24 protein-coding genes are annotated in these 24,433 nt (G+C 69.6%); 13 read left to right on the top strand and 11 right to left on the bottom strand.

Annotated elements, in window-relative coordinates; translation table 11 throughout:
• Nucleotides 1–137 precede the first annotated feature (137 nt).
• From ACWIHT_RS45720 to ACWIHT_RS45700, 5 genes are all read right to left on the bottom strand, one after another.
• Nucleotides 138–1,457 (bottom strand): hypothetical protein, encoded by a 1,320-nt coding sequence (locus ACWIHT_RS45720; RefSeq protein WP_456174567.1) that lies wholly within the window; start codon nt 1,455–1,457, stop codon nt 138–140.
• Nucleotides 1,454–2,590, bottom strand: a complete 1,137-nt coding sequence (locus ACWIHT_RS45715; protein WP_456174566.1) for a hypothetical protein — start codon at nt 2,588–2,590, stop codon at nt 1,454–1,456. Before ACWIHT_RS45715 ends, ACWIHT_RS45720 begins: the two co-directional genes overlap by 4 nt.
• A 90-nt stretch (nt 2,591–2,680) precedes the next feature.
• Nucleotides 2,681–3,382: an LPXTG cell wall anchor domain-containing protein gene (locus tag ACWIHT_RS45710; protein ID WP_456174565.1), complete on the bottom strand. Its 702-nt coding sequence runs from the start codon at nt 3,380–3,382 to the stop codon at nt 2,681–2,683.
• 150 nt (nt 3,383–3,532) lie between these two features.
• On the bottom strand, nt 3,533–4,060 hold the full coding sequence (locus tag ACWIHT_RS45705; protein WP_456174564.1) for an ATP-binding protein: 528 nt from the start codon (nt 4,058–4,060) through the stop codon (nt 3,533–3,535).
• A 169-nt stretch (nt 4,061–4,229) separates the two neighbouring features.
• Nucleotides 4,230–4,601, bottom strand: coding sequence for an STAS domain-containing protein (locus ACWIHT_RS45700; RefSeq protein WP_456174563.1), 372 nt, complete (start codon nt 4,599–4,601; stop codon nt 4,230–4,232).
• A 306-nt stretch (nt 4,602–4,907) separates the two neighbouring features.
• On the opposite strand from ACWIHT_RS45700, the gene ACWIHT_RS45695 reads away from it, so the two are divergent.
• From ACWIHT_RS45695 to ACWIHT_RS45685, 3 genes are all read left to right on the top strand, one after another.
• Nucleotides 4,908–5,792 (top strand): RNA polymerase sigma factor SigF, encoded by an 885-nt coding sequence (locus ACWIHT_RS45695; RefSeq protein ID WP_456174569.1) that lies wholly within the window; start codon nt 4,908–4,910, stop codon nt 5,790–5,792.
• A 198-nt stretch (nt 5,793–5,990) separates the two neighbouring features.
• On the top strand, nt 5,991–7,481 hold the full coding sequence (locus ACWIHT_RS45690) for a ricin-type beta-trefoil lectin domain protein (RefSeq protein ID WP_456174562.1): 1,491 nt from the start codon (nt 5,991–5,993) through the stop codon (nt 7,479–7,481).
• 91 nt (nt 7,482–7,572) lie between these two features.
• Nucleotides 7,573–8,352, top strand: coding sequence for a DUF5995 family protein (locus tag ACWIHT_RS45685; protein WP_456174561.1), 780 nt, complete (start codon nt 7,573–7,575; stop codon nt 8,350–8,352).
• On the opposite strand, the gene ACWIHT_RS45680 is transcribed toward ACWIHT_RS45685, so the two are convergent.
• Complete coding sequence (locus ACWIHT_RS45680) at nt 8,339–9,259, bottom strand: CehA/McbA family metallohydrolase (RefSeq protein WP_456174560.1); 921 nt, start codon at nt 9,257–9,259, stop codon at nt 8,339–8,341. The genes ACWIHT_RS45685 and ACWIHT_RS45680 overlap by 14 nt on opposite strands.
• Before the next feature lie 102 nt (nt 9,260–9,361).
• Nucleotides 9,362–9,700 (bottom strand): hypothetical protein, encoded by a 339-nt coding sequence (locus tag ACWIHT_RS45675; RefSeq protein ID WP_456174559.1) that lies wholly within the window; start codon nt 9,698–9,700, stop codon nt 9,362–9,364.
• A gap of 258 nt (nt 9,701–9,958) precedes the next feature.
• On the opposite strand from ACWIHT_RS45675, the gene ACWIHT_RS45670 reads away from it, so the two are divergent.
• Nucleotides 9,959–10,390, top strand: a complete 432-nt coding sequence (locus ACWIHT_RS45670) for a hypothetical protein (RefSeq protein WP_456174558.1) — start codon at nt 9,959–9,961, stop codon at nt 10,388–10,390.
• Nucleotides 10,391–10,400: 10 nt separating this feature from the next.
• Here the strand turns inward: ACWIHT_RS45670 and glmS are convergent, their stop codons facing one another.
• Nucleotides 10,401–12,248, bottom strand: coding sequence for a glutamine--fructose-6-phosphate transaminase (isomerizing) (gene glmS / locus ACWIHT_RS45665; protein WP_456174557.1), 1,848 nt, complete (start codon nt 12,246–12,248; stop codon nt 10,401–10,403).
• 105 nt (nt 12,249–12,353) lie between these two features.
• On the opposite strand from glmS, the gene ACWIHT_RS45660 reads away from it, so the two are divergent.
• From ACWIHT_RS45660 to coaA, 5 genes are all read left to right on the top strand, one after another.
• Nucleotides 12,354–13,646: a hypothetical protein gene (locus ACWIHT_RS45660; RefSeq protein WP_456174556.1), complete on the top strand. Its 1,293-nt coding sequence runs from the start codon at nt 12,354–12,356 to the stop codon at nt 13,644–13,646.
• 19 nt (nt 13,647–13,665) lie between these two features.
• The gene (locus tag ACWIHT_RS45655) at nt 13,666–14,136 is read left to right on the top strand and encodes a hypothetical protein (protein ID WP_456174555.1); all 471 of its coding nucleotides are present in this window, start codon (nt 13,666–13,668) and stop codon (nt 14,134–14,136) included.
• A complete protein-coding gene (locus tag ACWIHT_RS45650; protein ID WP_456174554.1) occupies nt 14,133–14,582 on the top strand; it encodes a hypothetical protein in 450 nt (149 codons plus the stop codon). Before ACWIHT_RS45655 ends, ACWIHT_RS45650 begins: the two co-directional genes overlap by 4 nt.
• Entirely contained in the window at nt 14,579–15,058 is a 480-nt protein-coding gene (locus ACWIHT_RS45645; protein WP_456174553.1) for an SMI1/KNR4 family protein, read from the top strand. Before ACWIHT_RS45650 ends, ACWIHT_RS45645 begins: the two co-directional genes overlap by 4 nt.
• Nucleotides 15,059–15,125: 67 nt before the next feature.
• On the top strand, nt 15,126–16,094 hold the full coding sequence (gene coaA / locus ACWIHT_RS45640) for a type I pantothenate kinase (RefSeq protein ID WP_456174568.1): 969 nt from the start codon (nt 15,126–15,128) through the stop codon (nt 16,092–16,094).
• Nucleotides 16,095–16,189: 95 nt separating this feature from the next.
• Here coaA and glmM read toward each other — a convergent pair whose 3' ends face one another.
• From glmM to rplM, 3 genes are all read right to left on the bottom strand, one after another.
• The gene (gene glmM, locus ACWIHT_RS45635; RefSeq protein WP_456174552.1) at nt 16,190–17,548 is read right to left on the bottom strand and encodes a phosphoglucosamine mutase; all 1,359 of its coding nucleotides are present in this window, start codon (nt 17,546–17,548) and stop codon (nt 16,190–16,192) included.
• A 194-nt stretch (nt 17,549–17,742) separates the two neighbouring features.
• On the bottom strand, nt 17,743–18,270 hold the full coding sequence (gene rpsI, locus ACWIHT_RS45630; RefSeq protein ID WP_019072263.1) for a 30S ribosomal protein S9: 528 nt from the start codon (nt 18,268–18,270) through the stop codon (nt 17,743–17,745).
• A 42-nt stretch (nt 18,271–18,312) separates the two neighbouring features.
• Nucleotides 18,313–18,756, bottom strand: coding sequence for a 50S ribosomal protein L13 (gene rplM, locus ACWIHT_RS45625; protein WP_013001400.1), 444 nt, complete (start codon nt 18,754–18,756; stop codon nt 18,313–18,315).
• A gap of 346 nt (nt 18,757–19,102) precedes the next feature.
• On the opposite strand from rplM, the gene ACWIHT_RS45620 reads away from it, so the two are divergent.
• From ACWIHT_RS45620 to ACWIHT_RS45605, 4 genes are all read left to right on the top strand, one after another.
• Entirely contained in the window at nt 19,103–19,981 is an 879-nt protein-coding gene (locus tag ACWIHT_RS45620; protein WP_456174551.1) for a hypothetical protein, read from the top strand.
• Nucleotides 19,982–20,066: 85 nt separating this feature from the next.
• On the top strand, nt 20,067–21,440 hold the full coding sequence (locus ACWIHT_RS45615; protein WP_456174550.1) for a glycoside hydrolase family 26 protein: 1,374 nt from the start codon (nt 20,067–20,069) through the stop codon (nt 21,438–21,440).
• Between the two features lie 233 nt (nt 21,441–21,673).
• Nucleotides 21,674–23,125 carry a glycosyltransferase family 2 protein gene (locus tag ACWIHT_RS45610; protein ID WP_456174549.1) on the top strand — a complete coding sequence of 484 codons (1,452 nt, stop codon included), beginning with the start codon at nt 21,674–21,676 and terminating at the stop codon, nt 23,123–23,125.
• 65 nt (nt 23,126–23,190) lie between these two features.
• Entirely contained in the window at nt 23,191–24,417 is a 1,227-nt protein-coding gene (locus ACWIHT_RS45605; RefSeq protein ID WP_456174548.1) for a glycoside hydrolase family 113, read from the top strand.
• Nucleotides 24,418–24,433: the final 16 nt, after the last annotated feature.

The raw sequence follows: 24,433 nt of genomic DNA, 5'->3' as shown, positions 1-24,433 counted from the left end.
AAACCGGGCTGGGGCGGACCTAGTCAAGGGTGACCCGGAGGGTCATCGCCGTAGGCGACGCGACCGTAGGGAGCGCCCTTTACTTGGTCCGTTCCGGCCCGACACTGACAAGAAGCGAGTGGCCAACCAGCACTTGTCTACCGCAGCCGCCTCCGCCCCGGCAGGAACGTGAACACCGCCACACCCAGCAGGATCGCCGTACCGGAGACCAATCCCAGAGCCTTCAGAGCGCCATGGCTGTCGGATCCCGTCTCCGCAAGCCCACCAGAGGACGACGTACTGCCCGACGCCCCGCTCGCCTGTTCCGTGGTGTCCAGGGTCAGGGAGACCTCGGACTTGGTCGGCGTGCAGGTCGTCGTCGTGCCGAGGGCCTTGACCGTCAGAACTCCGGGAGCCAGCGTCGACGTACCGCTCGCGCCCGGCTTGTACGTGCCCGTCAGGTCAGGGATCTTGATCGGGTCGCCGGACTTGATGGCAGCGGAGTTCGTCGGTCCCTCGACATGGACGGTGCCCGAGTCCGCGCCGCCGAGGACCACTTCCATCGAGGGGCTGACGGAGTTCGCCGGGATGTCGGCGGGGCTGTCCATGACGGAACCGTTGAACTGCACGGTGAGGTCGTAACTCCCGCCGTCCTTCTTGGCGTTGATCTGCACGGGCGAGGTCGCACTCTTGTCACCGAGCGGCGTCTTGCACGCGTACGGGACGGAGACCTCTTTGCCGGTGAAGTCGCTCTGGCCGGTGCCGTCGCTCGCGCTCGCGGACACCGAGTCGCTGGGGCTGCTCGACGCGGATTCGGAGGCAGATTCGGAGGCGGACTCCGACGCGGACTCCGACTCCGACGCCGACACGGATGTCGAGTCCGACGGCGTCGGTGACGTGCTCGACGAGCTGCCGCCCCCCGCCGTCACATCGATCGTCGCCGACGTCGGAACCGTCACGGTCGGCGCACACTTGGTGTCCGTCCCGAACGCGTTGACCTTGTACGCGTCCGGTGTCAGCGTCACCTCGCCGGCCGTCGTCAGCTTCAGGGTGCCCTTCATGTCGGACAGCGTCATCGCGCCGCCCTTGGGGATCGCCGGATTCACGCGCGGGCCCAGCATCGCCACGGCGGCGGTCTGCGCGCCTCCCGCCTTCAAAGTCCCGGACGGCTGAACGGAGTTGGCGGGCAGGTCGATGATGTCGGGGTTCTTGGACGCGGCCTGCGTGAACTTCCACACGATGTCGACCGTGTCGCCGACACGCGCCGTGGCGGGCGCGGTGATCTCGACCTTGGTGGTGCCGTCGACCGGGTCGATACCCGCGGGCGGCACGCAGTGGGTGGCGTAGGACACCTCGGCGGCCTGCGCGGACCCGGCGCTCATGCCGAGCAGGATGCCCGCGCCGCCGAGGATCAACGCCGTGGCCGCCGCACCCGCTCTCCGTCCGCCGACCGGTATGACTCTCCTTCGCTTGCTCACTGAAGTCCCTTCCTGGTGGGAGTCGTTGGACTCGTCGGACTGTCGTCGTGCGGTGCGGAGAGCCGACCGGCCGTGCCCGGGTCGGAGTCCGGGGTGAACCACGGCAGGGTCGAGGTCGCGGGAGCCGTGTGCGGTGCGGCCGTGCCGGACTTCGGCAGCCGCAGGGCGAGTTGTTCGGGCAGCCGCGGTCGCAGTCGCAGCGGTAGCCGTAGTCGCGGGTCCCGGTGCCGGGGCGGGCCCGTGCTGCGGCCCGGCTTGCGCGGCCGTAGCCGGTCCACCACGGCCATGCCGACGCGGAACACCGCCGCCGGTACGACCACGCAGAGCAGGATCCAGAACAGGGTCACGCCCCAGGGGCGGCCGACGCCCCACGGCTCCTCGGCGAGTACCCGGCCGCCGTATTTCAGGGAGACGCTGTAGTCGCCGTGCGCCCCGGCCGACAGTTCGACCGGGAGTTTGATCTCCGCCTTGCCGCCGGGCGCGATCGTGCCGCTGAACTGCTGGTCGTCCCACTGCGGTGCGAACACCCCGTGGGAGGTGCCCAGTTGGAACACCGGGTTCTTGACGGGGGACGAGCCGGCGTTGCCGACGGTGAAGACGAGCGTGCGGGACGCCGGTGCCCCGAACCAGGTCAGCAGTCCGCTCGAACCGTCGAGGCGGGTGTCGGAGATGACCGACAGCCGTCCGGTCGACGGTTCCGCGGGCAGTGGTTCGACCGCGTGGCCCGCCACCTGGAAGACGGCGTCCGCCGACGCGCTCGCCCCGGTCACCGTCGCCACATGCACCACGCATGGGCAGGGCACCGGCGGTTCGGACACCGGGAGTTTCTTGCTGAAGACACCCTTGGCGTCGGTGGTGACGGCCCGGCCGTCCGCGTTGGCACAGGAGTTGGTGCCGCCGATCACCCCGCGCGCGGGCGTGGCCTGCCCGCAGATCAGCACCGTCAGCAGGGCGTCCGCCCGCCAGCCGCTGCCGGAGACGGTGATCGAACCGCCCGTCCCCGCCTGCGACTTGGAGAGCGTCACCTTCGGTCCGTCGGCCGCCGCGACCGGCGTCGCACCCGCCCCCGCCAACGGCAGCAGAAGCAGTGCGAGCACCGCCGCCAGCGCCGAGATCCGCACCTTGCCGCTCACATCACCGCTCCCGTCAACTCGACTTCCGCACACGGGGGTTCGGCCACCCGACCGTCGTCATCCCTACGCCGCGGCGGACGTGCGGGACCGTCAACGGCGGGCGCGGGCCGTCTGGTTGCGCCGGGTCAGCCACAGGGTGCCCGCCGCGCCCGCGAGCAGTACCGTGCCGCCGAGCGTGCCGAGCGCGACGACCGAGTCGTCGGGGCCGGTCTTGGGGAGGGTGCCGCCGGAGTCCGTACCGGTGTCGCTCCCGGTCGAGCCGCTGGATCCCGATGATCCGCCCGCCGCCGTGACGTCCAGCGTGAGGGACGGGCCAGGGCTGTTGGTGGGGGTGCACGTGGTCGTCGTACCGAGGGCCTTGATGGTGAGAATGGCCGCCGTGAACGTGACCTTGCCGCTGGCCTTCGGGGTGTACGTGCCGGTCAAGTCGTTGATTTTGATGGGGGTGTTGGCGGGGATCGCGGCGGCGTTGGCGGGGCCCGACACGGAGACGGTGCCGCTGTCGGCGCCGCCCACCTTGATGGTGGCGCTGGGGCTCATGGCGCCCTTGCCGAGTTCGACGGGGCTGGAGGAGACGCCCTTCTGCCAGGACATGGTGAGCTTGTAGCCGCTGCCGCTCTTGACGCCCTTGATGTCGATGGGCGAGACGGCGGTCTTGACGCCGATGGGTGTCTGGCACTTGTAGTTGACGTCGACCACGTCGGCCCGGGCTGCGGGGGCGGCCATGAATACCGCCGAGCCGGCCAGGGCCGCGACGGACGCGAGCGCTGCGGTTCGTTTCTGGTACGACACGGTCCCCTCATTCCTGACGGCACATCAGATCGGCCGTCAAGGTACGCCGGGGGTCGTGAGGAAGGAAGACAAGGCGCACGTCGGAGTTGTGACGATCCGACGTGTGTCAGTGCGAGGGGAAGGGATTCCCTCATGGGCGCGGCGACCGCGTTACGCCGGTGCTCCCAGCTCCGCCCACACGGTCTTTCCGGTGACTCCCGGAGTCCGTACGACTCCCCAGTCCAGGCACAGCCGCTGCACGATGAACATGCCGTGGCCGCCGGGGCGGCCGGCGCGGTGCGGGGTTCTGGGGGCGGGCTGGCCGCTGCCGCGGTCGGAGACCTCGACGCGGATCACCTTGTTCTCGCAGGTGATCCACATCTCATCCGGTCCCTCGGCGTGCAGGCAGGCGTTGGTTACCAGCTCGGAGACGACGAGGAGGACGTCCTCGGCGGCGGCGCGCCGGTCGGCGCTCTCGGCGGGCAGCCAGCCCCAGGCGTACAGGGCCTGGCGGGCGAAGTCGCGGGCGAGGGGGACGACCCCGCTCTCCCCCGCGAACCCGAGTCTGCGGGTGAGCCGGCCCGCGGCCGGTTCGGTGTCGTCCCCGGCGGACGGCACGGAAGCGCCCCCCGCGGGCGCCCCCGTAGCGCCACCGGGCTCCGGGCGGTCGCCCGGCGGGTAGGGCCGGGTGGTGCTCATCAGCGCTTCACCTCACCGATTCACCGGTTCACGATTCAAGACTCGGTACGTGTTCAAGGGGTGGTACGGGTTCAACAGTCAGTAGTACGTGGGCCAGGGGTGTTTTCGTCGCTCCGGTCGCCGACAGGTTCAGATGTTCTCCTGCCCTGACTAACCGGCAAAACACCCCTTATTCGTCGGCGAGCGCGGCCTCAAGGGTGTCGTGGACGGTGAAGACCGCTTCCGCCCCGGTGATCTCGAAGACGCGCGCCACCGCGGGCTTCATCCCCACGAGGTGCACTCCGCCGTCTGCGGCCTCCGCCTTCAGGCGTGCGCCGAGCAGTACGTTCAGGCCCGTGGAGTCGCAGAACTCCAGTCGTGAGCAGTCCACGACGAGCCGTGCGTACCCGTGGGCGAGCAGGTCCTCCAGCGGTTCGCGCAACAGCTCGGCGGTGTGGTGATCCAACTCACCCGCCGGTGTCACAACGGCGCTGAGGCCCTGTTTCCGCACCTCGACCAGAAGCCGGCCAGACTGTGCGCTGCCGACCGTGCCGCGGTCCATGCCGTCTCTCTCTCCCGAGGTCGTGGCTGTTGACGTTCGCCCTGGAACACTACGCCTTCCTCACACTCTCCGACACCCGAACAACCGCCCACAAGTGGACATATAGGTACACAGCGCACTTGCGGCGGGCTCCGGAAACCGGGTAGGGCTAGTAGGGACAACAGTTTGGACATTCGATACGACCGACAAGACCGGCTATCGATACGACCGACCGACGCGACCGACACGACCGGCTTTGGAGGCGCCGCACTCCGCAGTGCACGCACCGGCTTCGGCAGCCATATGCCGAGAACGATGGAGGACACCATGTCACCCCGGCTCGACGCATCGCCTACCCCGACAGCGACGTCGACACCCCCACCGGCACAACTGGATCCCAGTCCCATCATCGAGGGGCTCCCCGAGATCCCCCCGTACGACGAGATCGGCGCCGTGGACGCACGGGCCCTCTCCAAGACTCTCTTCGAGCGGCTGGAGTCCCTCGAAGAAGGGACGCACGCCTACTCGTACGTCCGCAACACGCTCGTCGAACTCAACCTCGCGCTGGTCAAGTTCGCCGCCTCCCGGTTCCGCTCGCGCAGCGAGCCGATGGAGGACATCATCCAGGTCGGCACGATCGGCCTGATCAAGGCGATCGACCGCTTCGAACTCAGCCGCGGCGTCGAGTTCCCCACCTTCGCGATGCCCACCATCGTCGGTGAGATCAAGCGCTTCTTCCGCGACACCTCGTGGTCCGTACGCGTCCCGCGCCGACTTCAGGAACTCCGGCTCGACCTGGCCAAGGCCGGCGACGAACTGGCCCAGCAACTCGACCGCGCCCCCACCGTGGCCGAACTCGCCGAGCGCCTGAAGCTCTCCCGCGACGAGGTCGTCGAGGGGATGGCGGCGTCGAACGCCTACACCGCCAGCTCACTCGACGCCCAGCCCGAGGAGGACGACTCCGAGGGCGCGCTCGCGGACCGCATCGGCTACGAGGACCACGGGCTCGAAGGCATCGAGTACGTGGAGTCGTTGAAGCCGCTGATCGCCGAACTCCCGCAACGGGACCGGCAGATCCTCTCTCTGCGCTTCGTCGCCAACATGACGCAGTCGGAGATCGGCGACGAACTGGGCATCTCGCAGATGCATGTGTCGCGCCTGCTGTCGCGCACGCTGGTCAAGCTGCGAAAGGGCCTCACGGTCGAGGAGTGACCCTTGCCCGTGTTGAGCGCGGCGCGCGTGTGCGTGCGCCGCGCTCAGGCGTTCCCCGACCCCGGCCCCGGCCCCGGCCCTGACCTCGGCACGACCGGGTTACCCACAGAAACCTCTTTCCCCACCGGTCTCCTTCCACCACTATGGTCACCCGACAAACTGGCTGGTACGTCAGGACGGGCGCGAGGAGACGGCTGAATGGTCCACTCCGAGGAGTACGGCGGCGCACACGCCGACGCTTCCGACGCGCGGCTCACGGAACTGCTGCGCGCCGGCACGTCCACGGTCTATCCGGCGCTCCAGGAACTCCGCGCCCGGCACCAGCCGTCCGTGCTGTCCTACGCCCGCCTGTGCACCACGAGCGAGTCGGCGGCACGGCAGTTGGCGGCGCAGGCGTTCACCCTCGCGGCCCGCGAGACGGCACGCGGAGTGGACCCGGGAGTCCCCTGGCGGCACCAACTCCTGCTGCTGACCGGGCGGGTGGCCACCTCGTGGTCCCTGGACGACCGCTCGGCCGGCCTGGATTCCGGCCTCCTCCTGCTCCTGAACACGGCGGCCCCGAAGCCCACCATGCTCCCGGCCTTCCAGTCCCTCCCCGCCCGCACCCAGGGCCTGGTCTGGTACGGCACTGTCGAGCGGGAACCGGAAGCCGTGACCGCCGCCTTCCTCGGCCTCACCCGCGAGGACGTCGTCCACGGCACCGAACGGGCCCTGCGGGCCATGGCCCAGGCCTGCCTGAAGTCCCGGCTGGCCGCCTCCGACGACCCGCGCTGCGGTGACTTCCGGCGCCTGATCGAGGAGTCGGTACGCCCCGACACCCCCCGCGACAGCGCCGACCTGCACGCCCACATGGCGCACTGCGCCCACTGCACGGGCGCGTACGAGGAACTGACGGCACTGCGGGACGCGCCGCGGGCGACGCTGGCGGAGGGGTTGCTGCCGTGGGCGGGGTCGTCGTACGCGATGAGCGGTCATGAGGAGGTGAGGGGCAACTCCAGTACGACTCCCTCGACTTGGGCACCGTCCCGCCGCCTGGTGCTGGCCTCGGCGGCGCTGGGCGTGGCGTTGGTGCCGCTGCTGTTCTTCCTGCTGCGGCCGGGTGGATCGACGCCGCGTGCGGGAGCGGCTGCAGGCACGGTGGCGATCCCGTCGACCCCGTCGGAGGTGACGGTGACGGCGACGGTCCCGGTGACGCCGTCATCCACGCCTCCCTCCAAATCACCGTCCCCGACGAGGAGTTCGAAGCCGACGCGCTCGGCGAGCCCCACCCCCTCTCCCACCGCCCACGCGCCGAACGGCACGTACGCCCAGGTCGTGAACGTCTCCACGGGCCGGTGCCTGGACATCCGGGACGGCGACCTGACGGAGGGCACGGATGTGATCACGGCCCCCTGCACCTCGTCCGGCACCCAGCTGTGGCGCGTGGACGCGACCCGCGGGGTGGTGCAGTCGTCCGCCGACTCCGACCTGTGCCTGGACAGCCGGGGGTCCGTGGACAAGGGGGTCGGCATCTGGGAGTGCGATTCGGTGGACGGGGGTCACGGCGACAACTTGAGGTTCACGGTGGACGGCGACGGGGTGATCCGCCCGGCGATCGCGATCCTGACGGGGATGACTCCGGAGGGCGGTGACGGGGTTTCGCTGGTGCCGTTGACCGGGGGCGCGGAGCAGCGGTGGCGGGCGGGGTGAAGCACGCATGTGCGTGTGAGCCGTACCGCGGCGGCCGGTATCGGTGAGACTGGGCAGTCCGAACTGTGGCTCCGGCAAAGGGGAGTTGGGCATGACGGCACAGAACATCGACGAGGTCGTGGACGGGCTCGCCGACATCGTGCGGGAGGCGACCCGCGCTGGTGACCGCATCGGATACTTCGCCGCCCTGTACCGACAGGTGACCGTCGAGATCCGGAAGGCCATCCACGAGGGGCAGTTCGAGGACGGCCCCCGCATGGACCGTTTCGACACGCTCTTCGGCAACCGTTACTTCGAGGCCCACGACGCCTGGCTCCGCGACCGCGGCGGCCCGCGCTGCTGGCGCGAGACGTTCGGACTGCTGGACGACCGCGACACCGTCATCGTCCAGCACCTGATCCTGGGCGTGAACGCGCACATCAACCTGGACCTGGCCGTCGCCGCCGCCCGGACCGGCCCCGGCACGGACATCCACGCCCTCCAGCACGACTACCTGCTGATCAACGACATCCTGGCGCGCGTGGTGCTGGCGGTGCAGGACTCGGTGGACGCCGTGTCCCCGCTCCTGTCCCTCCTGGACCGGGTCGGAGGCCGCACGGACGAACAGATCCTCGACTTCAGCATCGTCCAGTCCCGCGCGGAGGCCTGGCACAACACCGTCCTCCTCGCCGGCCAGACCGAAGCGGAACAAGCGGCCACCATCGACCGCCTCGACATCCGAGCCGCCGTACTCGCCCGCCTGATCGCCCGCCCGGGCGCCCTGGTCCGCCCGGCCCTGGAACTGATCCGCCACACGGAGAGCGACGACGTGGCGGCGGTCATCACGCATCTGGACGGCGCGATGGAGCGGGCCTCCCTCAGCGAAGGATGATCGGGTTGCTCAGGGCCGCCATGCTCCCCCCGGGATGACGCACCTCGACACGGACGAACGGCGACTCCCGCGCACTGGTCCGCCACTCCACCGCGCCCGCTCCCCCGGCAGGCAGCGAAGCAGCGTGGACCTCCCCCCGCTCGGTGTGAAGACCGACCACCCCCGAAGGCACACCGCGCACACCCACCCGAGCCACCACCGGTCCCCCACCGCTCTCCAACTCCCCACCGACACCCACCCGTCGGGCACCGGCGGACACCGTGAGCGACAGCTCGACGGCGGCCGATCCGGCGATCCAACTCCGCCCGGCGCGAAGGCCGGCGAGCACCGCGCCCGTACTCAGCTCCTCGGCCCGCACGACCGTGTGCGGAATACCGATCTGGCCCGACAGATGCGTGTCGCTGTTGCCCATCGCCGGCCGCCACCGGCCCTGCCGGATGTCGCCGCCCAGACCGCGGCCCCACTCGGTCAGAGCCGCCTCGTTGTCCGCCTGCCAGGGCAGGTCCGAGCGCCACGGCCCGTTCCACACCTCCACCACGTCGAACCCCTGGTGCGGATACATGAACGTGCCCGAGTCGTACGGCGCGTGCGGATGGGCCACCACGCACAGGCCACCGCCCCGATGGACTTCGTCCAGCCGCCGGTCGACCACCTCGTCCCGCACGCCGTACCGCCAGTCGACCACCTGCCCCGGGCGGAGACCCAGCGCGAGCCAGTGCCCGGTGCGGGTGGTGACCTCCTGCCCCGGAACCACCAGCAGATCGTCTCCGGCGCACCGGCTCCAAGTGCCGTGCGTGTCCGCGTTGTTGTGCTCGGTGGCCGCCAGAAAATCCAGCCCGGCCGCACGGGCCTCGTCGGCAAGACGTTCCGGCGTCAGCTCACCGCCGTTCGAGGACACCGAGTGCACATGACAGTCACCTCGGTACCAGCCGTCGTCCCGACCGGCCACCCGCACCGCACTACACGGCACCGCACTCGGCATCCTTCTCCTTCTCCTTGCCCGGCCCGGTCACACGGCGTCCAGTGCTCCCGTGATCTTGCGGACCATCTCGGTCATGACGGGCCCGGGCTCGCCCTTGACGGTCCGTACGGACTCTTCCACGGCGACGAGGACGGTGGCGCGGAAGTTGTCCGCCTCGGACGGGTCCCGCCGGCCGAGCAGGCGCATGGTCTCCGTCAGGGCCGGCAGCACGCGGTCGGCGAGTTCGGCCACGGACCTGCCGTCCAGGCCGCCGATCTTCGACTTCTCGGCGAGGACGTAGCCGACCTGACCCGTCGCGGAGCACAGCGCGATGCTGCCCCGGGTGGCGATCCGGTGCGGCGAACCAGCCGCACCGGCCGCCGCCATGAGCGACACGGCGCCGTACGCGGCGGTCCGCAGGGTGGCCTTGTCCTGGTCGGTGAGGGCGGGGGTGAGGGTGGGGGGGGAGGGTGATGGCCATGGTGGTCTGCTCCTTGGAGTCGGTGGACCTTCCGTCTGGAACAGAGCCTGCGCCCGGCCGGTTTCACCACGCCCTCACCGCGCCCTCACGCCGCTTTCAGCGCACAAAACCCAGCGCGCAAAACCCCGTGTCGCCACCGTCGATGTGCACCTAGCCTGTGGGTCATGCATCAGGGTCGACGGCGCGACCGGCGTCCGGTTCATCGCCCGGGAGCGGAGGCGGACCGGGCTCCGGCCTTCGCGGTCGCCGGGGCCGATGTGGTGATCGTCGGCTTCTTCTCCGCCAAGCAGAGGGAATCCGCCGCGCTGATGGACGCGGCGGCACGGGAGTTGGAGACGCGCGGTGCGCGAGTCGTCGGCCGGATCGTGCAACGGCGTGGTGTCTCGGACGGCGGTGTCCGGAAGATGGCGCTGCCCTTCTCCGCACGGACTCTTCTCACCTACGGGAAGGTCCGGGAAGCCGCGCTGCTCTGCGAGAGGACCGCCGCCGGAGCGGCGGTCTTCGTGACTCCTCTGACGCCTCGTCAGCGTCGCGTGCTGACCGGCATGCTCGGCTGTCCCGCCGTAAGTCTCGCCGAAGTCATGGCAGTTGACTGAAGACGGCCGCTCACTCCACCGTCACCGACTTCGCCAGGTTCCGCGGCTGGTCCACCTCGTTGCCGCGGGCCGTGGCCAGTTCGCAGGCGAAGACCTGCAACGGGACGGTGGCGACGAGGGGTTGCAGCAACGTCGGGGTGGCGGGGATCCGGATGAGATGGTCGGCGTACGGGACGACCGTCTCGTCGCCCTCCTCCGCGATCACGATGGTCATCGCCCCCCGCGCCCGGATCTCCTGGATGTTGGACACGATCTTGTCGTGGAGTACGGAACGGCCGCGCGGGGACGGTACGACGACCACGACCGGCATGCCCTCCTCGATCAGCGCGATCGGCCCGTGCTTCAACTCCCCCGCCGCGAAGCCCTCGGCGTGCATGTACGCCAACTCCTTGAGTTTCAGGGCGCCTTCGAGAGCGACGGGATAGCCGACATGCCGGCCCAGGAACAGCACCGTGTTCTTCGACGCCACCGAGCGCGCCAACTCCCGTACGGGCTCCATGGTTTCCAGCACCCGTTCGACCTCGCCGGAGATCTGCGAGAGGTCGCGGATGACGGCCTGGATCTCGTCGCCCCACTTGGTGCCCCGCACCTGGCCGAGGTACAGGGCGACCAGGTAGCACGCGACCAGCTGCGTCAGGAACGCCTTCGTGGACGCCACGGCGACCTCGGGGCCGGCGTGCGTGTACAGCACGGCGTCCGACTCACGGGGAATCGTCGAGCCGTTGGTGTTGCAGATCGCGAGGACCTTCGAACCCTGCTCACGGGCGTGCCGCAGCGCCATCAGCGTGTCCATCGTCTCGCCGGACTGCGAGATGGCGATGACCAGCGACCGCGCTCCCAGGATCGGGTCCCGGTAGCGGAACTCGCTCGCCAGCTCCACCTCGCACGGGATGCGCGTCCAGTGCTCGATGGCGTACTTGGCGATCAGCCCGGCGTGGAAGGCCGTACCGCAGGCGACGATGACGACCTTGTCGATCTCCCTCAACTCATGGACGGGGATGCGGACTTCGTCCAGCGTCAGCAGGCCCGCCACGTCGATCCGGCCGAGCAGGGTGTCCGCGACCGCCTTCGGCTGCTCGGCGATCTCCTTGAGCATGAAGTAGTCGTAGCCGCCCTTCTCGGCGGCGGAGGCGTCCCAGTCGACGTGGTAGGAGCGGACCTCGGCCGGGGCGCCGTCGAAACCGGTGACCGTCACGCCGTCGCGGCGCAGTTCGACCACCTGGTCCTGACCCAGCTCGATCGCGGACCGCGTGTGGGCGATGAACGCGGCGACGTCGGAGGCGAGGAAGGCCTCGCCCTCACCCACCCCCACCACCAGCGGCGAGTTGCGGCGCGCGCCGACGACCACGTCCGGCTCGTCCGCGTGTACGGCGACCAGGGTGAACGCGCCCTCCAGGCGCAGGCACACCTGCCGCATCGCCTCCGCGAGGTCCGCGCACGCCGAGAACTCCTCGGCCAGCAGATGCGCGACCACCTCGGTGTCCGTGTCGGAGGCGAGATCGTGCCCGCGCTCGGCCAACTCGGCGCGCAGACAGGCGAAGTTCTCGATGATGCCGTTGTGGACGACGGCGACCCGGCCCGCGTTGTCGAGATGCGGGTGGGCGTTGGCGTCCGTCGGACCGCCGTGCGTGGCCCAGCGCGTGTGCCCGATGCCGGTCGAGCCCGCCGGCAGCGGCCGGTCGACGAGTTCCTTCTCCAGATTGACGAGCTTCCCGGCCCGCTTCGCCGCCGCCAGCCCGCCGTCCGCGAGCACGGCCACACCCGACGAGTCGTACCCCCGGTACTCCAGCCGCTTCAGTCCGGCCATCACCACATCGAGCGCCGACTGCGACCCCACGTATCCCACGATTCCGCACATGCGCGGCAGCCTAGGCGCCGAAGCCCTCCCGAACACGGCACTTCGTGCCCGATTCCGGAAATTCCGGCCATGGTCGGGAAGGGCGAGCAGGAGAGGATGGAGCCCATGACACGACAGCGCGAACGGTACGCGGAGTTCTACGAGGACGACTTCGGGCTCAGCGCGCTCGCCGGGAAGCTGGCCACGGACACCGCACCCGACGTCGTACGGGCACTGGAACTCGCCGCGGAGGTGGCGGAGGTGGCCGAGGGCGAAGGCGCCGTGGAACTCGGTGTGGACGTCCGCTGTCTGCTGGACGCCGGTCTGCCGGACGAGACTCTCCGCGCGGCCTGGCTCGCGGCCACGCACGACCGCTTCGACCCGGCGGACTTCGGGATGGACCTCCACGGCTGGCTGAACCGGCTCGCGGACCTGTACCCGGCCCGGGTCCGCAAGAGACGTCAGACGTACTGGCCGGAGCGACCGCACCCCGAGTTCCCGGAGGAGGAACTCCGCGAGGCGGTCGTCGCGGAGATACGGGTCGCCGCCCTGCCCGCAGGGCTTCCGGACGCGCTGGCGGACATCGCGGGGAAGGCCGACGCGGATCTCGGGTTCCGCCTCCTGCTCCGCATCCTGAAGGCGTGGACCGTACCGGTCGCCAAGGACCAGTACGACCGTCTCATGGAGATCTCTTCGGATGTCGACCAGCCGGGACCGCTGGTCTATGACGGCCTCGACATCCAGTGGCTGCCCCTCGACCCGGCCCGGCGCGACGGCTCGGGAGACTTCGGCGTCTCGGCGCTCTCGGAGCGCTTCGGCGGTGACTGGTGGCAGCCCACGGCCCGGGAGGGCGTGGAGCGGGAGGCGGCGGCCGACGACACCGCGGAGACCCCGGGCACCGCCGCCGCCCGGCTGCTCGAAGACGCCACCCGCCTCCTGGACTCCCCTCTCACCTCCGACACGGTCACCACCCTGTGGCTGGCCGCGTCGGGCCGGGGTCTCAACATCGACCTGCTCGGCATCGACGGCCGGGACTGGCTGCGCCTGATCGCGGACGTGAGCCGGGAACACCTGCGGAACATCGCCCCTTCCTACACACCCGTCGTAGGACCGGTACGGACCGAGCTGGCGCCCCCGGTGCTGGAGGTGATCCGCGAGGCGAGCCCGTACCTGGCGACCCGGACCGTCAGCGCGCACTGGCTGGGCATCCCGGGCCCGGCCGTGGTCGCCGCCCTGGAGGAGACCGTCGTCCACGCCGACCCCGACCTCGGATACCGTCTGTTCCTCCGCCTGCTCAAGGTGCTGTCCGCACCGGTCACCGCCCACCAGTACGCCGGCTACCGGGCACTGGGCGAGCGCTTCGGCTACGGCGAGGACCACGTGCCGTGGGCCGTCGATCACCTCGCCCCCGAGAACTGACCCGAAGGAGATCCGGAGAGTGAGCAACGCCGTCCCCGAGTACGGTTTCGCCCGCGCGTCCGACGAAGTCCTCGCCGCCCGGAACGAGTTGGCCGACCAGGTGCTCCGGGCCCTCCGGCAGGCGGGCCTCCCCGCCTTCCGCGAGGGCGCCCCCGCGACCGCCGACCGGTCAGGAGCCGTGGTCCGCGTCGAACCCGACGCCGAGATGGTGTCGGCCCCGCTGTCCGTGGGCTGGAGATGCGACCCCGCGATGATCGAAGCGGCCGTCGACAGCCTCACGGCCGGCGACCCCACCGCGCCGGCCGTCCGCTACCCCGGAACGATCGGCCTCCACATGCAGGGGGCACTCATCAAGATCCTGCTGTCGTCGGGACTCGTCGCGACGCCGGAGAACGACACCATGAACCCCGACCACGTCCTGGTGTTCGGCACGACGTCCGCCCTGCCAGCCGCAGCACCAAGACCCCCCTCGCTTCCGGAGAGCCCATGACCGGCCGGCCCATGAGCGACCAGCCCGGATTCGACCTGCCCGGATTCGACCTGCCCCCGAAAGCCTCACCGGAGGTCGTCGAGGAGCGCCAGGCGCTGGCCGAGCGAGTCTGCCGGGAACTGCGACGCGCCGGTTTCCCCGTGCACCGGCCTGACCTGACCGGCGAGCCGGACGTCCTGCCCGGGGTCAGTGTGTACGTCACGCCGTTCGTCGACGGCGGGGTGTACGCGAACTGGCGCACGGACGCGGAGCTGAGGGATCCGGCGCTCGCTCTCTTCGCGCAGGGGATCGACTACGACAACCCGCCCCCGGTCCTCCGCCACTTCAACACGGTGCTCAACCGGATGCGGACCGCGCTCATGGAGATCCTCGCCTCGGCGGGATTCGACGTCGAGGAACCGGACCCGCACACCTCCGGATCCATGGTCCTGGTGACGGGCCCATGACGCCTCTCGAAGCGAGCCGCCAGGTCGTCGACCTGGTCCGCGCCCACCCGGACGAGGCACAGCACCTGCACGGCTGCTCCCCCGAGCTGATCGCCCGTGCCGAGCGTGAGACGGGCCTCGTGTTCCCGCCGTCGTACCGTCTCCTGATCGAGGAGTTCGGCAGCTGGGACGTGCCGCCCACCGAGTTCCTCGGCGTGTGGCGGAACGAACGCGCCGGAGACGTACTCCGGGGCTCCCCGGCCGAGACCCTCGGCGCCCGGAAGCTCGGTCTGCCGCCGGAGCTGATGGTGGTGCTGCTCGACGACGTGTGGACGTACGCCGTCCTCGACACCTCCCGTCCCGACCGGGACGGCGAGTACCCCGTCCTCGCCTGGAACCCGGGAGTCCCCGACGGCGGGCTCATGGAGAGGATCGCGGACAGCTACGGAGAGTTCGCGCTCGCCGAGTGCCGGCAGAAGCTGGGCACACCCACGTGACGCACCCCACCCACCAGCCCGTTCAAACTCCGTTAACAATGGACTGGTGATCTCTCCGGTCTCCCCGATGCCCCGGAGCGCCCACCGGCACAAGCCGGAGGCGACTCCCTACGTCGACCTCACCCGAGCCGAGTGGAGCGCGCTGCGCGACAAGACGCCGCTGCCGCTCACCGCCGACGAGGTCGAGAAGCTGCGCGGCCTGGGCGATGTCATCGACCTCGACGAGGTGCGGGACATCTACCTCCCGCTGTCCAGACTCCTCAACCTCTACGTCGGCGCCACGGACGGCCTCAGAAGCGCGCTGAACACCTTCCTGGGCGAACAGGGCTCCCAGTCCGGCACCCCGTTCGTGATAGGCGTCGCGGGGTCGGTGGCCGTAGGGAAGTCGACCGTCGCGCGGCTCCTCCAGGCGTTGCTCTCCCGCTGGCCCGAGCATCCCCGCGTCGAGCTGGTCACCACCGACGGGTTCCTGCTCCCCACAAGGGAGTTGGAGGCGCGCGGGCTGATGTCGCGCAAGGGCTTCCCGGAGTCGTACGACCGCCGCGCGCTGACCCGTTTCGTCGCCGACATCAAGGCGGGCAAGGACGAGGTCACCGCGCCCGTCTACTCCCACCTGATCTACGACATCGTGCCCGACCAGCGCCTCACGGTCCGGCGCCCCGACATTCTGATCGTGGAGGGGCTGAACGTGCTCCAGCCCGCGCTGCCCGGCACGGACGGCCGTACCCGGGTCGGTCTCGCGGACTACTTCGACTTCAGTGTGTACGTCGACGCGAGCGCCGAGGACATCGAGCGCTGGTACCTGAACCGGTTCCGCAAGCTGCGGGCCACCGCGTTCCAGAACCCGGACTCGTACTTCCGCAAGTACACCCAGGTCTCCGAGGACGAGGCCGTCGACTACGCCCGCACCCTCTGGCGCACCATCAACAAGCCCAACCTGGTGGAGAACATCGCCCCGACGCGGGGCCGCGCCACCCTGGTCATCCGCAAGGGCCAGGACCACAAGGTCAAGCGTCTGAGCCTACGCAAGCTGTAAGCGCCCCAAAGGGGCGCGGGGAACCGCGCGCCCAGCCGCGACGAACCCGCAGCCCGCAACGCACACTCCCCGGCACCCCGAACCCGGCAACGCGCCTACCCCAGCGCCGACTTCACCGCATCCGCCAACCGCCCGGCCACAGACCGCGCCTGGTCGATGTCAGCCGCCTCGACCATCACCCGTACCAACGGCTCGGTACCCGAAGGCCGCAGCAACACCCGCCCCGTAGCCCCGAGTTCACGCTCCGCCTCGGCAACCGCGGCGGCAAGGTCCGCGGACGTCCCCACCCGAGTCCGGTCCACATCAGGCACGTTGATGAGCACCTGCGGCAACCGCGTCATCACGGACGCGAGGTCCTTGAGGGTACGACCCGTGTCGGCGACGCGAGCCGCCAGCATCAGCCCGGTCAACGTGCCGTCGCCCGTGGTCGCGTGGTCCAGGATGATCACGTGCCCGGACTGCTCGCCGCCCAGCGCGTAGCCGTGCTCCTTCATCTCCTCCAGGACGTAGCGGTCGCCGACCGCCGTCTGGACGAGCGTCAACCCCTCCCGCTCCATGGCCAGTTTGAAGCCGAGGTTCGACATGACGGTCGCGACGACGGTGTCGGAGCGCAGTGCGGAACGCTCCCGCATCGCCAGCGCGAGTACGGCCATGATCTGATCCCCGTCGACCTCTTCACCGGTGTGGTCCACGGCCAGGCAGCGGTCGGCGTCACCGTCGTGCGCGATGCCGAAGTCGGCGCCGTGCTCGACGACGGCGGCCTTGAGCAGCCCCAGGTGGGTCGAGCCGCAGCCGTCGTTGATGTTGAGGCCGTCGGGGTCGGTGCCGATGGTGATGATCTCGGCGCCGGCCCGGGAGAAGGCCTCGGGGGAGACGCGGGCCGCGGCGCCGTGCGCCTCGTCGAGGACGATCCGCAGGCCGTCGAGCCGGTTCGGGAGCACGCCGATGAGATGGGCGACGTACTGGTCGAAGCCTTCGTTGTAGTGCCGGACCCGGCCGACGCCCGAGCCGGTCGGGCGGTCCCAGGGGGCGCCGGTGCGGTGCTCCTCGTAGACCTTCTCGATCCGGTCCTCCAGCTCGTCGTCGAGCTTGTGCCCGCCGCGCGCGAGGAACTTGAGGCCGTTGTCGGGCATGGCGTTGTGGCTCGCGGAGAGCACCACACCGAGGTCGGCGCCCAGCACACCGGTGAGATACGCCACCGCGGGGGTGGGCAGCACACCGACGAGCAGTACGTCCACTCCCGAGCTGGCGAGGCCCGCGACCACCGCGGCCTCCAGGAACTCCCCGGACGCGCGCGGGTCCCGTCCGACCACGGCTGTTGCCCGGTGGCCGGCGAACGTGCCCGCCTCGGCGAGTACATGCGCCGCCGCGACGGAGAGGCCGAGGGCCAGTTCGGCCGTCAGATCCGCGTTGGCGACACCGCGCACGCCGTCCGTACCGAAGAGTCGTCCCACTTGTCCTCCTGAGGAAGGCGAAAATCATGCAAGGCGAAAGTCCTGCGCTCCAGGCATACGATGCCTGTTCATCCGATCACACAAGCCTTTGAGCGTCTTGTGCCGTTATACGCCCCGCGCTGTGATAAACGAACGCCCCGGCGACACGACTGGCGTGCCGCCGGGGCGTTCGGAGTACAGACAGCCGACGCGATTTAGCGCTTGCTGTACTGCGGAGCCTTGCGGGCCTTCTTGAGACCGGCCTTCTTGCGCTCGACCGCACGGTCGTCGCGACGGAGGTAACCGGCCTTCTTGAGGGCGCCGCGGTTGTTGTCCACGTCGGCCTCGTTCAGCGCGCGGGCCACGCCGAGGCGCAGGGCACCGGCCTGACCGGAGACGCCGCCACCCGAGATACGGGCGATGACGTCGTAGCGGCCGTCGAGTTCGAGCACCTTGAAGGGCTCGTTGACTTCCTGCTGGTGGACCTTGTTCGGGAAGTAGTCCTCAAGCGTGCGCCCGTTGACCTTCCACTTGCCGGTGCCGGGCACGATGCGAACGCGCGCGATGGCGTTCTTGCGGCGGCCCAGGCCGGCGGCGGGCTGCGGGTCGCCGAAGCGGCCGGCGAGCGACTCGGAGGTGTACTCGCCCTCGACGGGCACCTCGGACTCGGTGGTGTAGCTCTCGATGTCGACGAGCTCGGTCTCGGTCTCTTCGACCGGCTGCTCAACGGTGGTCTCGGCCACGGTTCTCCTCAGATTCTTTTCTGTTTGGGGGTGTGGCCGGAACTACTGCGCGACCTGGGTGATCTCGAACGGCACCGGCTGCTGGGCAGCGTGCGGGTGCTGGTCGCCCGAGTAGACCTTCAGCTTGCTGATCATCTGACGGCCCAGGGTGTTCTTGGGGATCATGCCCTTGATGGCCTTCTCGACGGCCTTCTCGGGGTTCTTCGCCAGCAGCTCGTCGTAGCGGACGGAGCGCAGACCACCCGGGTAGCCGGAGTGGCGGTACGCCAGCTTCTGGGTCTTCTTGTTGCCGGACAGGTGAACCTTGTCGGCGTTGATGATGATGACGAAGTCGCCCATGTCCATGTGCGGGGCATAGGTCGGCTTGTGCTTGCCACGGAGGAGGTTCGCGGCAGTGGTAGCCAGACGGCCGAGGACGATGTCCTGGGCGTCGATGACGTGCCACTGGCGAGTCACGTCGCCGGGCTTGGGGCTGTACGTACGCACTTCGCAGCCTTCTTCTTCAGTGGATGGGTGCTGACACATGGCATCACTGAAGCGATCGTGCAGCTGGGGACGACAATGGCCGGGGACGATGCCCGTATGCCGCCCACTGGTAACTGCTCCAGGGAACCTACGCAAGGGCTTCTCGTCTGAGAACGACCAAGCCGATACGCATAACAAACCGTAAGAGTACCCGCGCCCGGCCGGACGGGTCAAAACGCGGCGGGACCGACGGGAGCGCGTGCGGAAAGTGACCGCGAAAACACTTACCGCGACATCCCAACGTCAGTTCCCACAGGCCTCGTTGAGGCGCACCGGTACCCCCGTCCCCCCGTCTAGGATGCGACCCATGAGCTTCGGGCAGGGGGGACCCCAGTCCCAGTGGGATCCCTGGAAACCGCAATCGCAGCAGCCGTGGGGCGGCAACGTCGACGACGAGACCCCGGACTGGGCCGCGCTCGCCGACCGGGCGGAGACGCGCAACCGGCGCAAGAGACTGCTGCTCATAGGCGGCGGCGCGGTCGCGACGATAGCCGTCGGGACGGCCGTCGCCATGGCCGTCATGTCGGCGAACGGTGACGACACCGCGTCCGGGAAGCCGACGAACCTGCCCGCGAGCGGGTCCCTGCCGAGCGCCGGCGCGACCTCGCCGTCCTTCGCGCCGACCAGTGCGCCGCCGCCGCTGGACCCGAAGGAGTTCATCTCCAGCAAGGCCAAGGACACCGCGCCGCTCAGCGCGGAACTCCTGTTCCCCGGCACGCAGTTGACCATGGGCTCGACCGTGTACAAGAAGGGTCCGACGGCCGACACCACGAACTGCGCCTCGGCCGCCCAGTCGACCCTCCCGAAGGTCCTCACGGCCAACGGCTGCACCCGCCTGATGCGCGTCACCTACACCAAGGACGATGTCGCGGTGACGGTCGGCGTGGCCGTCTTCGACAGCGAGGCCCAGGCCGAGAAGGCCAAGGCGCAGGCGGACACGAAGAGCATCATCAAGTCGCTGTCCGGCAAGGGCGTCAAGCCGTTCTGCGACGGCGCGGTGTGCCGCACGACCACCAACGCCTACGGCCGCTACGCCTACTTCACGATCGCCGGTTTCACCAACGGCACGGACGTGACGACGAAGGACACCAAGGTCTTCAGCATCGGCGACGACCTGGCCGAGTTCGCGTTCCGCCAGATCGGCAGACGCGGCGAGGCCCAGGCCTCGGCGGCCGCGCAGAACTAGGCGCGGCGCCCGCGCCGACCCCCTTCTCCCGTTCCGGGGCAGAATCGCCCCAGGGTTTGTCGGGGAGGGGTCGGGGATCATGCGGATGCGCGGGCGGGTTCAGCTCATCGGGGCGGGGGTGTCCGCCGCCGCGCTCGCGCCGCTGGCCTGGTGGGCGACCCGGCGCGAGGCCGCCGGGCAGGGGCCGGACGAGGTCCCGGTGGATCTGCGGGACCGCGACCCGAAAGCCACGCCCGCCGCCCGGAACGTGTACGCGCTGCTGGCCGGCCTGGAGAACAGGGCCCGGCGCGGCGAGGCCTCGCGGACGGTCATCGGCCAGCACGTGGAGCTGCACAACGAGCGGTACAACCTGGCGTACGGCGACTACCGGGGCCTGAAGCAGCCGGGCTACTACTACAAGAAGGCCCAGGACATCACGGGCCGCCTGCCCGGCTTCGTGGAGCTGGACCTGGGACCGGGGTACGGCCAGCCGGGCTGGGCGGTGGGCGAGTCCCGCTCGTACTCGCGGGCCTGGCCGAGCTGCCGGCGCATGTGGGGGTACGCCGAGGACGCCGTGGATCTCGCGGTCGGGGTGTGGGCGGGGCTGCCCCGGGCCGCCGACGGTTCGTACCGGCCGTCCGGCACGCACGCGGACTGCGGTGCGGGCGGCGCGCAGGTCTCGCTGCCGCACAACGGGGGCGCACCGGCCGGCATCGTCGGCTTCTCCTTCCACCAGCCGTACCCGGGCAGCCCGGTCAAGGGCTTCCCCCAGACCCTGCACAGCAACTCGCCCGCCGCGAAGGACCCCGGCTGGTTCGCCCGGGTCGTCACCGAGGGCACCGCCGAGCACCGGGCCCTGCTGCACGACCTGGACTATCTCGCGGACCACCTCGGCTACCTCGCGGACCGCGGGGTGCCGGTGCTGCTGCGGCCGTACCACGAGATGAACACGACACCGGGCCACGGCTTCTGGTGGGCGGGGCAGGATCCGGCCGTATACCAAAAACTGTGGCGTGCGACATACGACCACCTCGTCACCCGGCGCGGCCTGCACCATCTGATCTTCGTCTGGTCGCCGAACTCCTGGGACGGCTCCTACGGCCGGTCGCCGCACGCCTATTACCCCGGCGGCCGTTATGTGGACGTGGTCGGTGTCGACGACTACAGCGGCTCCCCGGAGAAGCCGTACGGTCCGGGCGCCTGGACGGAGGTCTGGTACCGGGGTCTGGAGCGGTACCGCAGGCCCCGGGCCATGGCGGAGTCCTTCCACGTCCCGCTGAACGCGGCCCAGCCGCACACCCTGAGCCGGACGCCGTGGGTGCTGTGGAGCGTGTGGGGGCAGGCGCTGTCGTACGACAACGTCTCCTCGCCGACGGGCAGGAACACGCTGGCCGACGTAAAGGGAACGTACGCCTCCACGCGGGTGATCACTGCTTCGGCCCCTATATGGACATCACTGCACAAGAGCCAGTTTGATTAACTTTTGACTACACCTTTCACACCCGCATTCCTTGCGTGAAGCAAGTGTGCGAGGATCGTGCAGCTGTTCGGCCAGCGTTTTTTGGGCGCCCGGGGGGGCTTCTGAGTGGCCGAGGCGCCAATGAAGGCGTTGGGGGCAGAACCCTGAGTAAACGAGCGCGACGCGCGTAGCGTGCCGTGCCGAGATCTGCTGCTGCCTCGACGCACCACCGATCTCATGGGAGTTCCGCAGTCGTGACAACGACACTGGTCGACGGGGGTATGCCGCATTCGCGGCACAACGCGAAACTGGCTCAGCGCACCGCCTCGTGGAAGCCGGGGATCCTGCCGTTCGTCGTGCCCCTGGTGTTCCTGCTCGTCTTCAGTCTGTGGTCGTACACCCCGAGCGACTCACCGCTCGCCTGGGTGATCACCATCTGCTGGGCCCTTCCGGTGCCCGGTGTCCTGGTCTCCTTCCAGGGCTTCATGCTGATCCGCCGGCGGCTGCGCAAGGCGCACCTGATGACCCCGCCCGCCCCGGTCGACCAGGACTTCCTGATCACGCTCGTGCCCACCATCGGCCGGCACGACACGTACCCGGCCCTGGAGCGGTCCGTCCTCTCCTACGTGGAGCACCTCCCGGAGTGGTTCCCGTACATGCGCGTGGACGTCCTCACCGAGGAGGGCTGCGAGGCGGCCGAGCGGATCGACGCGCTGGCGGCGACCTCGCCCCTGATCCGGGTGGTCACCGTGCCGAAGGTCTACGAGACGAAGAACGGCACCCGCTTCAAGGCCCGCGCCAACAACTACGCCCATGAGCTGCGCATCGAGGAGGGCGAGGCCCTCGAACACGTCTGGGTGCTGCACATGGACGACGACACCGGTGTGGGCCCCGACACGGCGGCCTCCCTCGCCCAGTTCATCAACCGCCAGCGCCGTGCGACCCCGGAAGAGGTCAAGCACATGGCGCAGGGCATCCTCACGTACCCGCGCGAGAACGCGGTGAGCAAGCTCACCTGGTTCGCCGACGCCATCCGCCCCGCCGACGACATCGCGCGGTTCCGCGCCTTCACCGGCCTCGGCACCCCGGCCGCGGGCGTGCACGGCGAACTGCTCGTGCTGCGGGCCTCCATCGAGGCCGAGATCGGCTGGGACTTCGGCCCGAAGGAGATCGTCGAGGACGCCCGCCTCGCGCTGACGTTCTGCCGTACCTATCCCGGCCGCAGCGACTGGTTCAACGGCCGCTGCTACGGCGCCTCCCCGGCCAACGCCAAGGACTTCATCAAGCAGCGCGAGCGCTGGGCCTGGGGCCTGGTCGCCCTCTGCTGCAACCGCAAGGTCCCGCTCCGCTACCGCTGGTTCCTGACCGTCTGTGTGACGAGCTGGATCCTGGGCCCGTTGCAGCACGTCGGCACGATCATCTTCGTCGGCTGGTTCATCGGCAACATGAACACCTCGCCCGTGACCCAGTCCGTCGTCATCCTGTGGTCGATCAGCTTCGCCTATGTGATCTGGGCGTACTGGGAAGGGCTGCGGCTCAACGCGATCGCCTCGGCGAACGGCAGGCGCAAGTGGTGGGAACCCATGGCGGTGCTCCTGATGCTGCCCCTGTTCTCCCTCCTCGAAGGGATCGGCGGCATCAAGGGACTGTGGAAGTTCGTGCGCCGCGAGGAGAACAAGTTCGTCGTCATCGCCAAGCCCGCCTGACCCCCGAAGCGAAGACCTGAAGAGAAGACCTGAAGCGAAGACCTGAAGAGAAGAATCGACACTTCATGAAGCGCGCCCGCCTGCCTCTGCTCGCCGTGCTGCCCGTATCCGTCATCTCCTTCGTGCTCGCGGTGCCCTTCGTCGCCGGTGACCATCCGCTGCGCTGGGAGTCCGGCTCACTCATGCCGACCCTCGTCCTCAAGGGCGACGAGCCGACGAAGAAGACCCCCTCGACCGGCAACACCGCCTCGGACGCCTCGGCCTCGACCGACGCGAGCCCCGCCAAGGTCACCCAGGAGTGGAAGAAGGGCATGCCGCAGTGGGGCGTCCAGCTCTACTGGGAGGACAACCCCGAGCACTCCCTCAAGTACATCGAGAAGCAGGCCAGGATCCAGGCCGACTACGTGGTCGGCCTGCACGCCAACTCGATCAGCGTGAGCTTCCCCTTCTACACCGGCACCCGTACGTCCAACGAGATCAGCGGCGGCGACAAGACCCCCACCCCCGAGCGCCTCACCCGGGTCCTGCGGATCTTCCACGAGGCCGGACTGCGGACGACCGTACGGCCGCTCATGGACGAGAAGTCCCTCGACACGGCCGCCGGCGGCTGGCGCGGAAACATCAAACCCACCGACCGCACCGCCTGGTTCGCCTCCTACAAGGCGTTCATGACGCCCTATCTGAAGGCGGCGCACAGCGAGCGGGCGGCGACCTTCGTCATCGGCACCGAGCTCAACTCCATGGAGGGCGACCCCCGTTGGGAGGCGCTCGTGGACGGTGCCGAGAAGACCTTCAGCGGCGAGGTCGCCTACGACGCGAACTGGGACAACTACGTCGAGGGCCCGATCACCATGCCCGTCAGCCACCTCGGCGTCGACGCGTACTTCCCGGTGAAGGTCGCCGACACCGCGTCGGTGAGCACCCTCGTCGCCGGCTGGAACGACTGGCTCGACAAGAAGGCCACCGGACCGCTGCCGAAGATCACCATCTCGGAGGCCGGCATCGGCGCCATGAACGGCGCCTACCACTCCCCCGGCAACTTCTACGCCAAGCGGACCGTCAACCCGCAGGTGCAGGCCAACTGGTACACGGCCGTCTGCAAGGTCGTCCAGGAACGGAAGATGAGCGGCGTCTATTGGTGGTCGATCTACTTCGACACCGACCCGAACGTCAAGCCCGACGACAAGGTCGCCTCCCGGCTCGACTTCGCCGGACGCCCCGCCTCCGAGAAGGCCATCACGTCCTGTTTCACGTCCGACTACGCGGGTCCCGGTACCACGACCGCCGGCTGACGAGAGCGAGGCAATC

It is taken from the genome of Streptomyces sp. NPDC002276 (genome assembly GCF_053891435.1).
The sequence above is the reverse complement of the archived record's forward strand: the minus strand, read 5'-3'. Positions and strand labels throughout refer to the sequence as shown.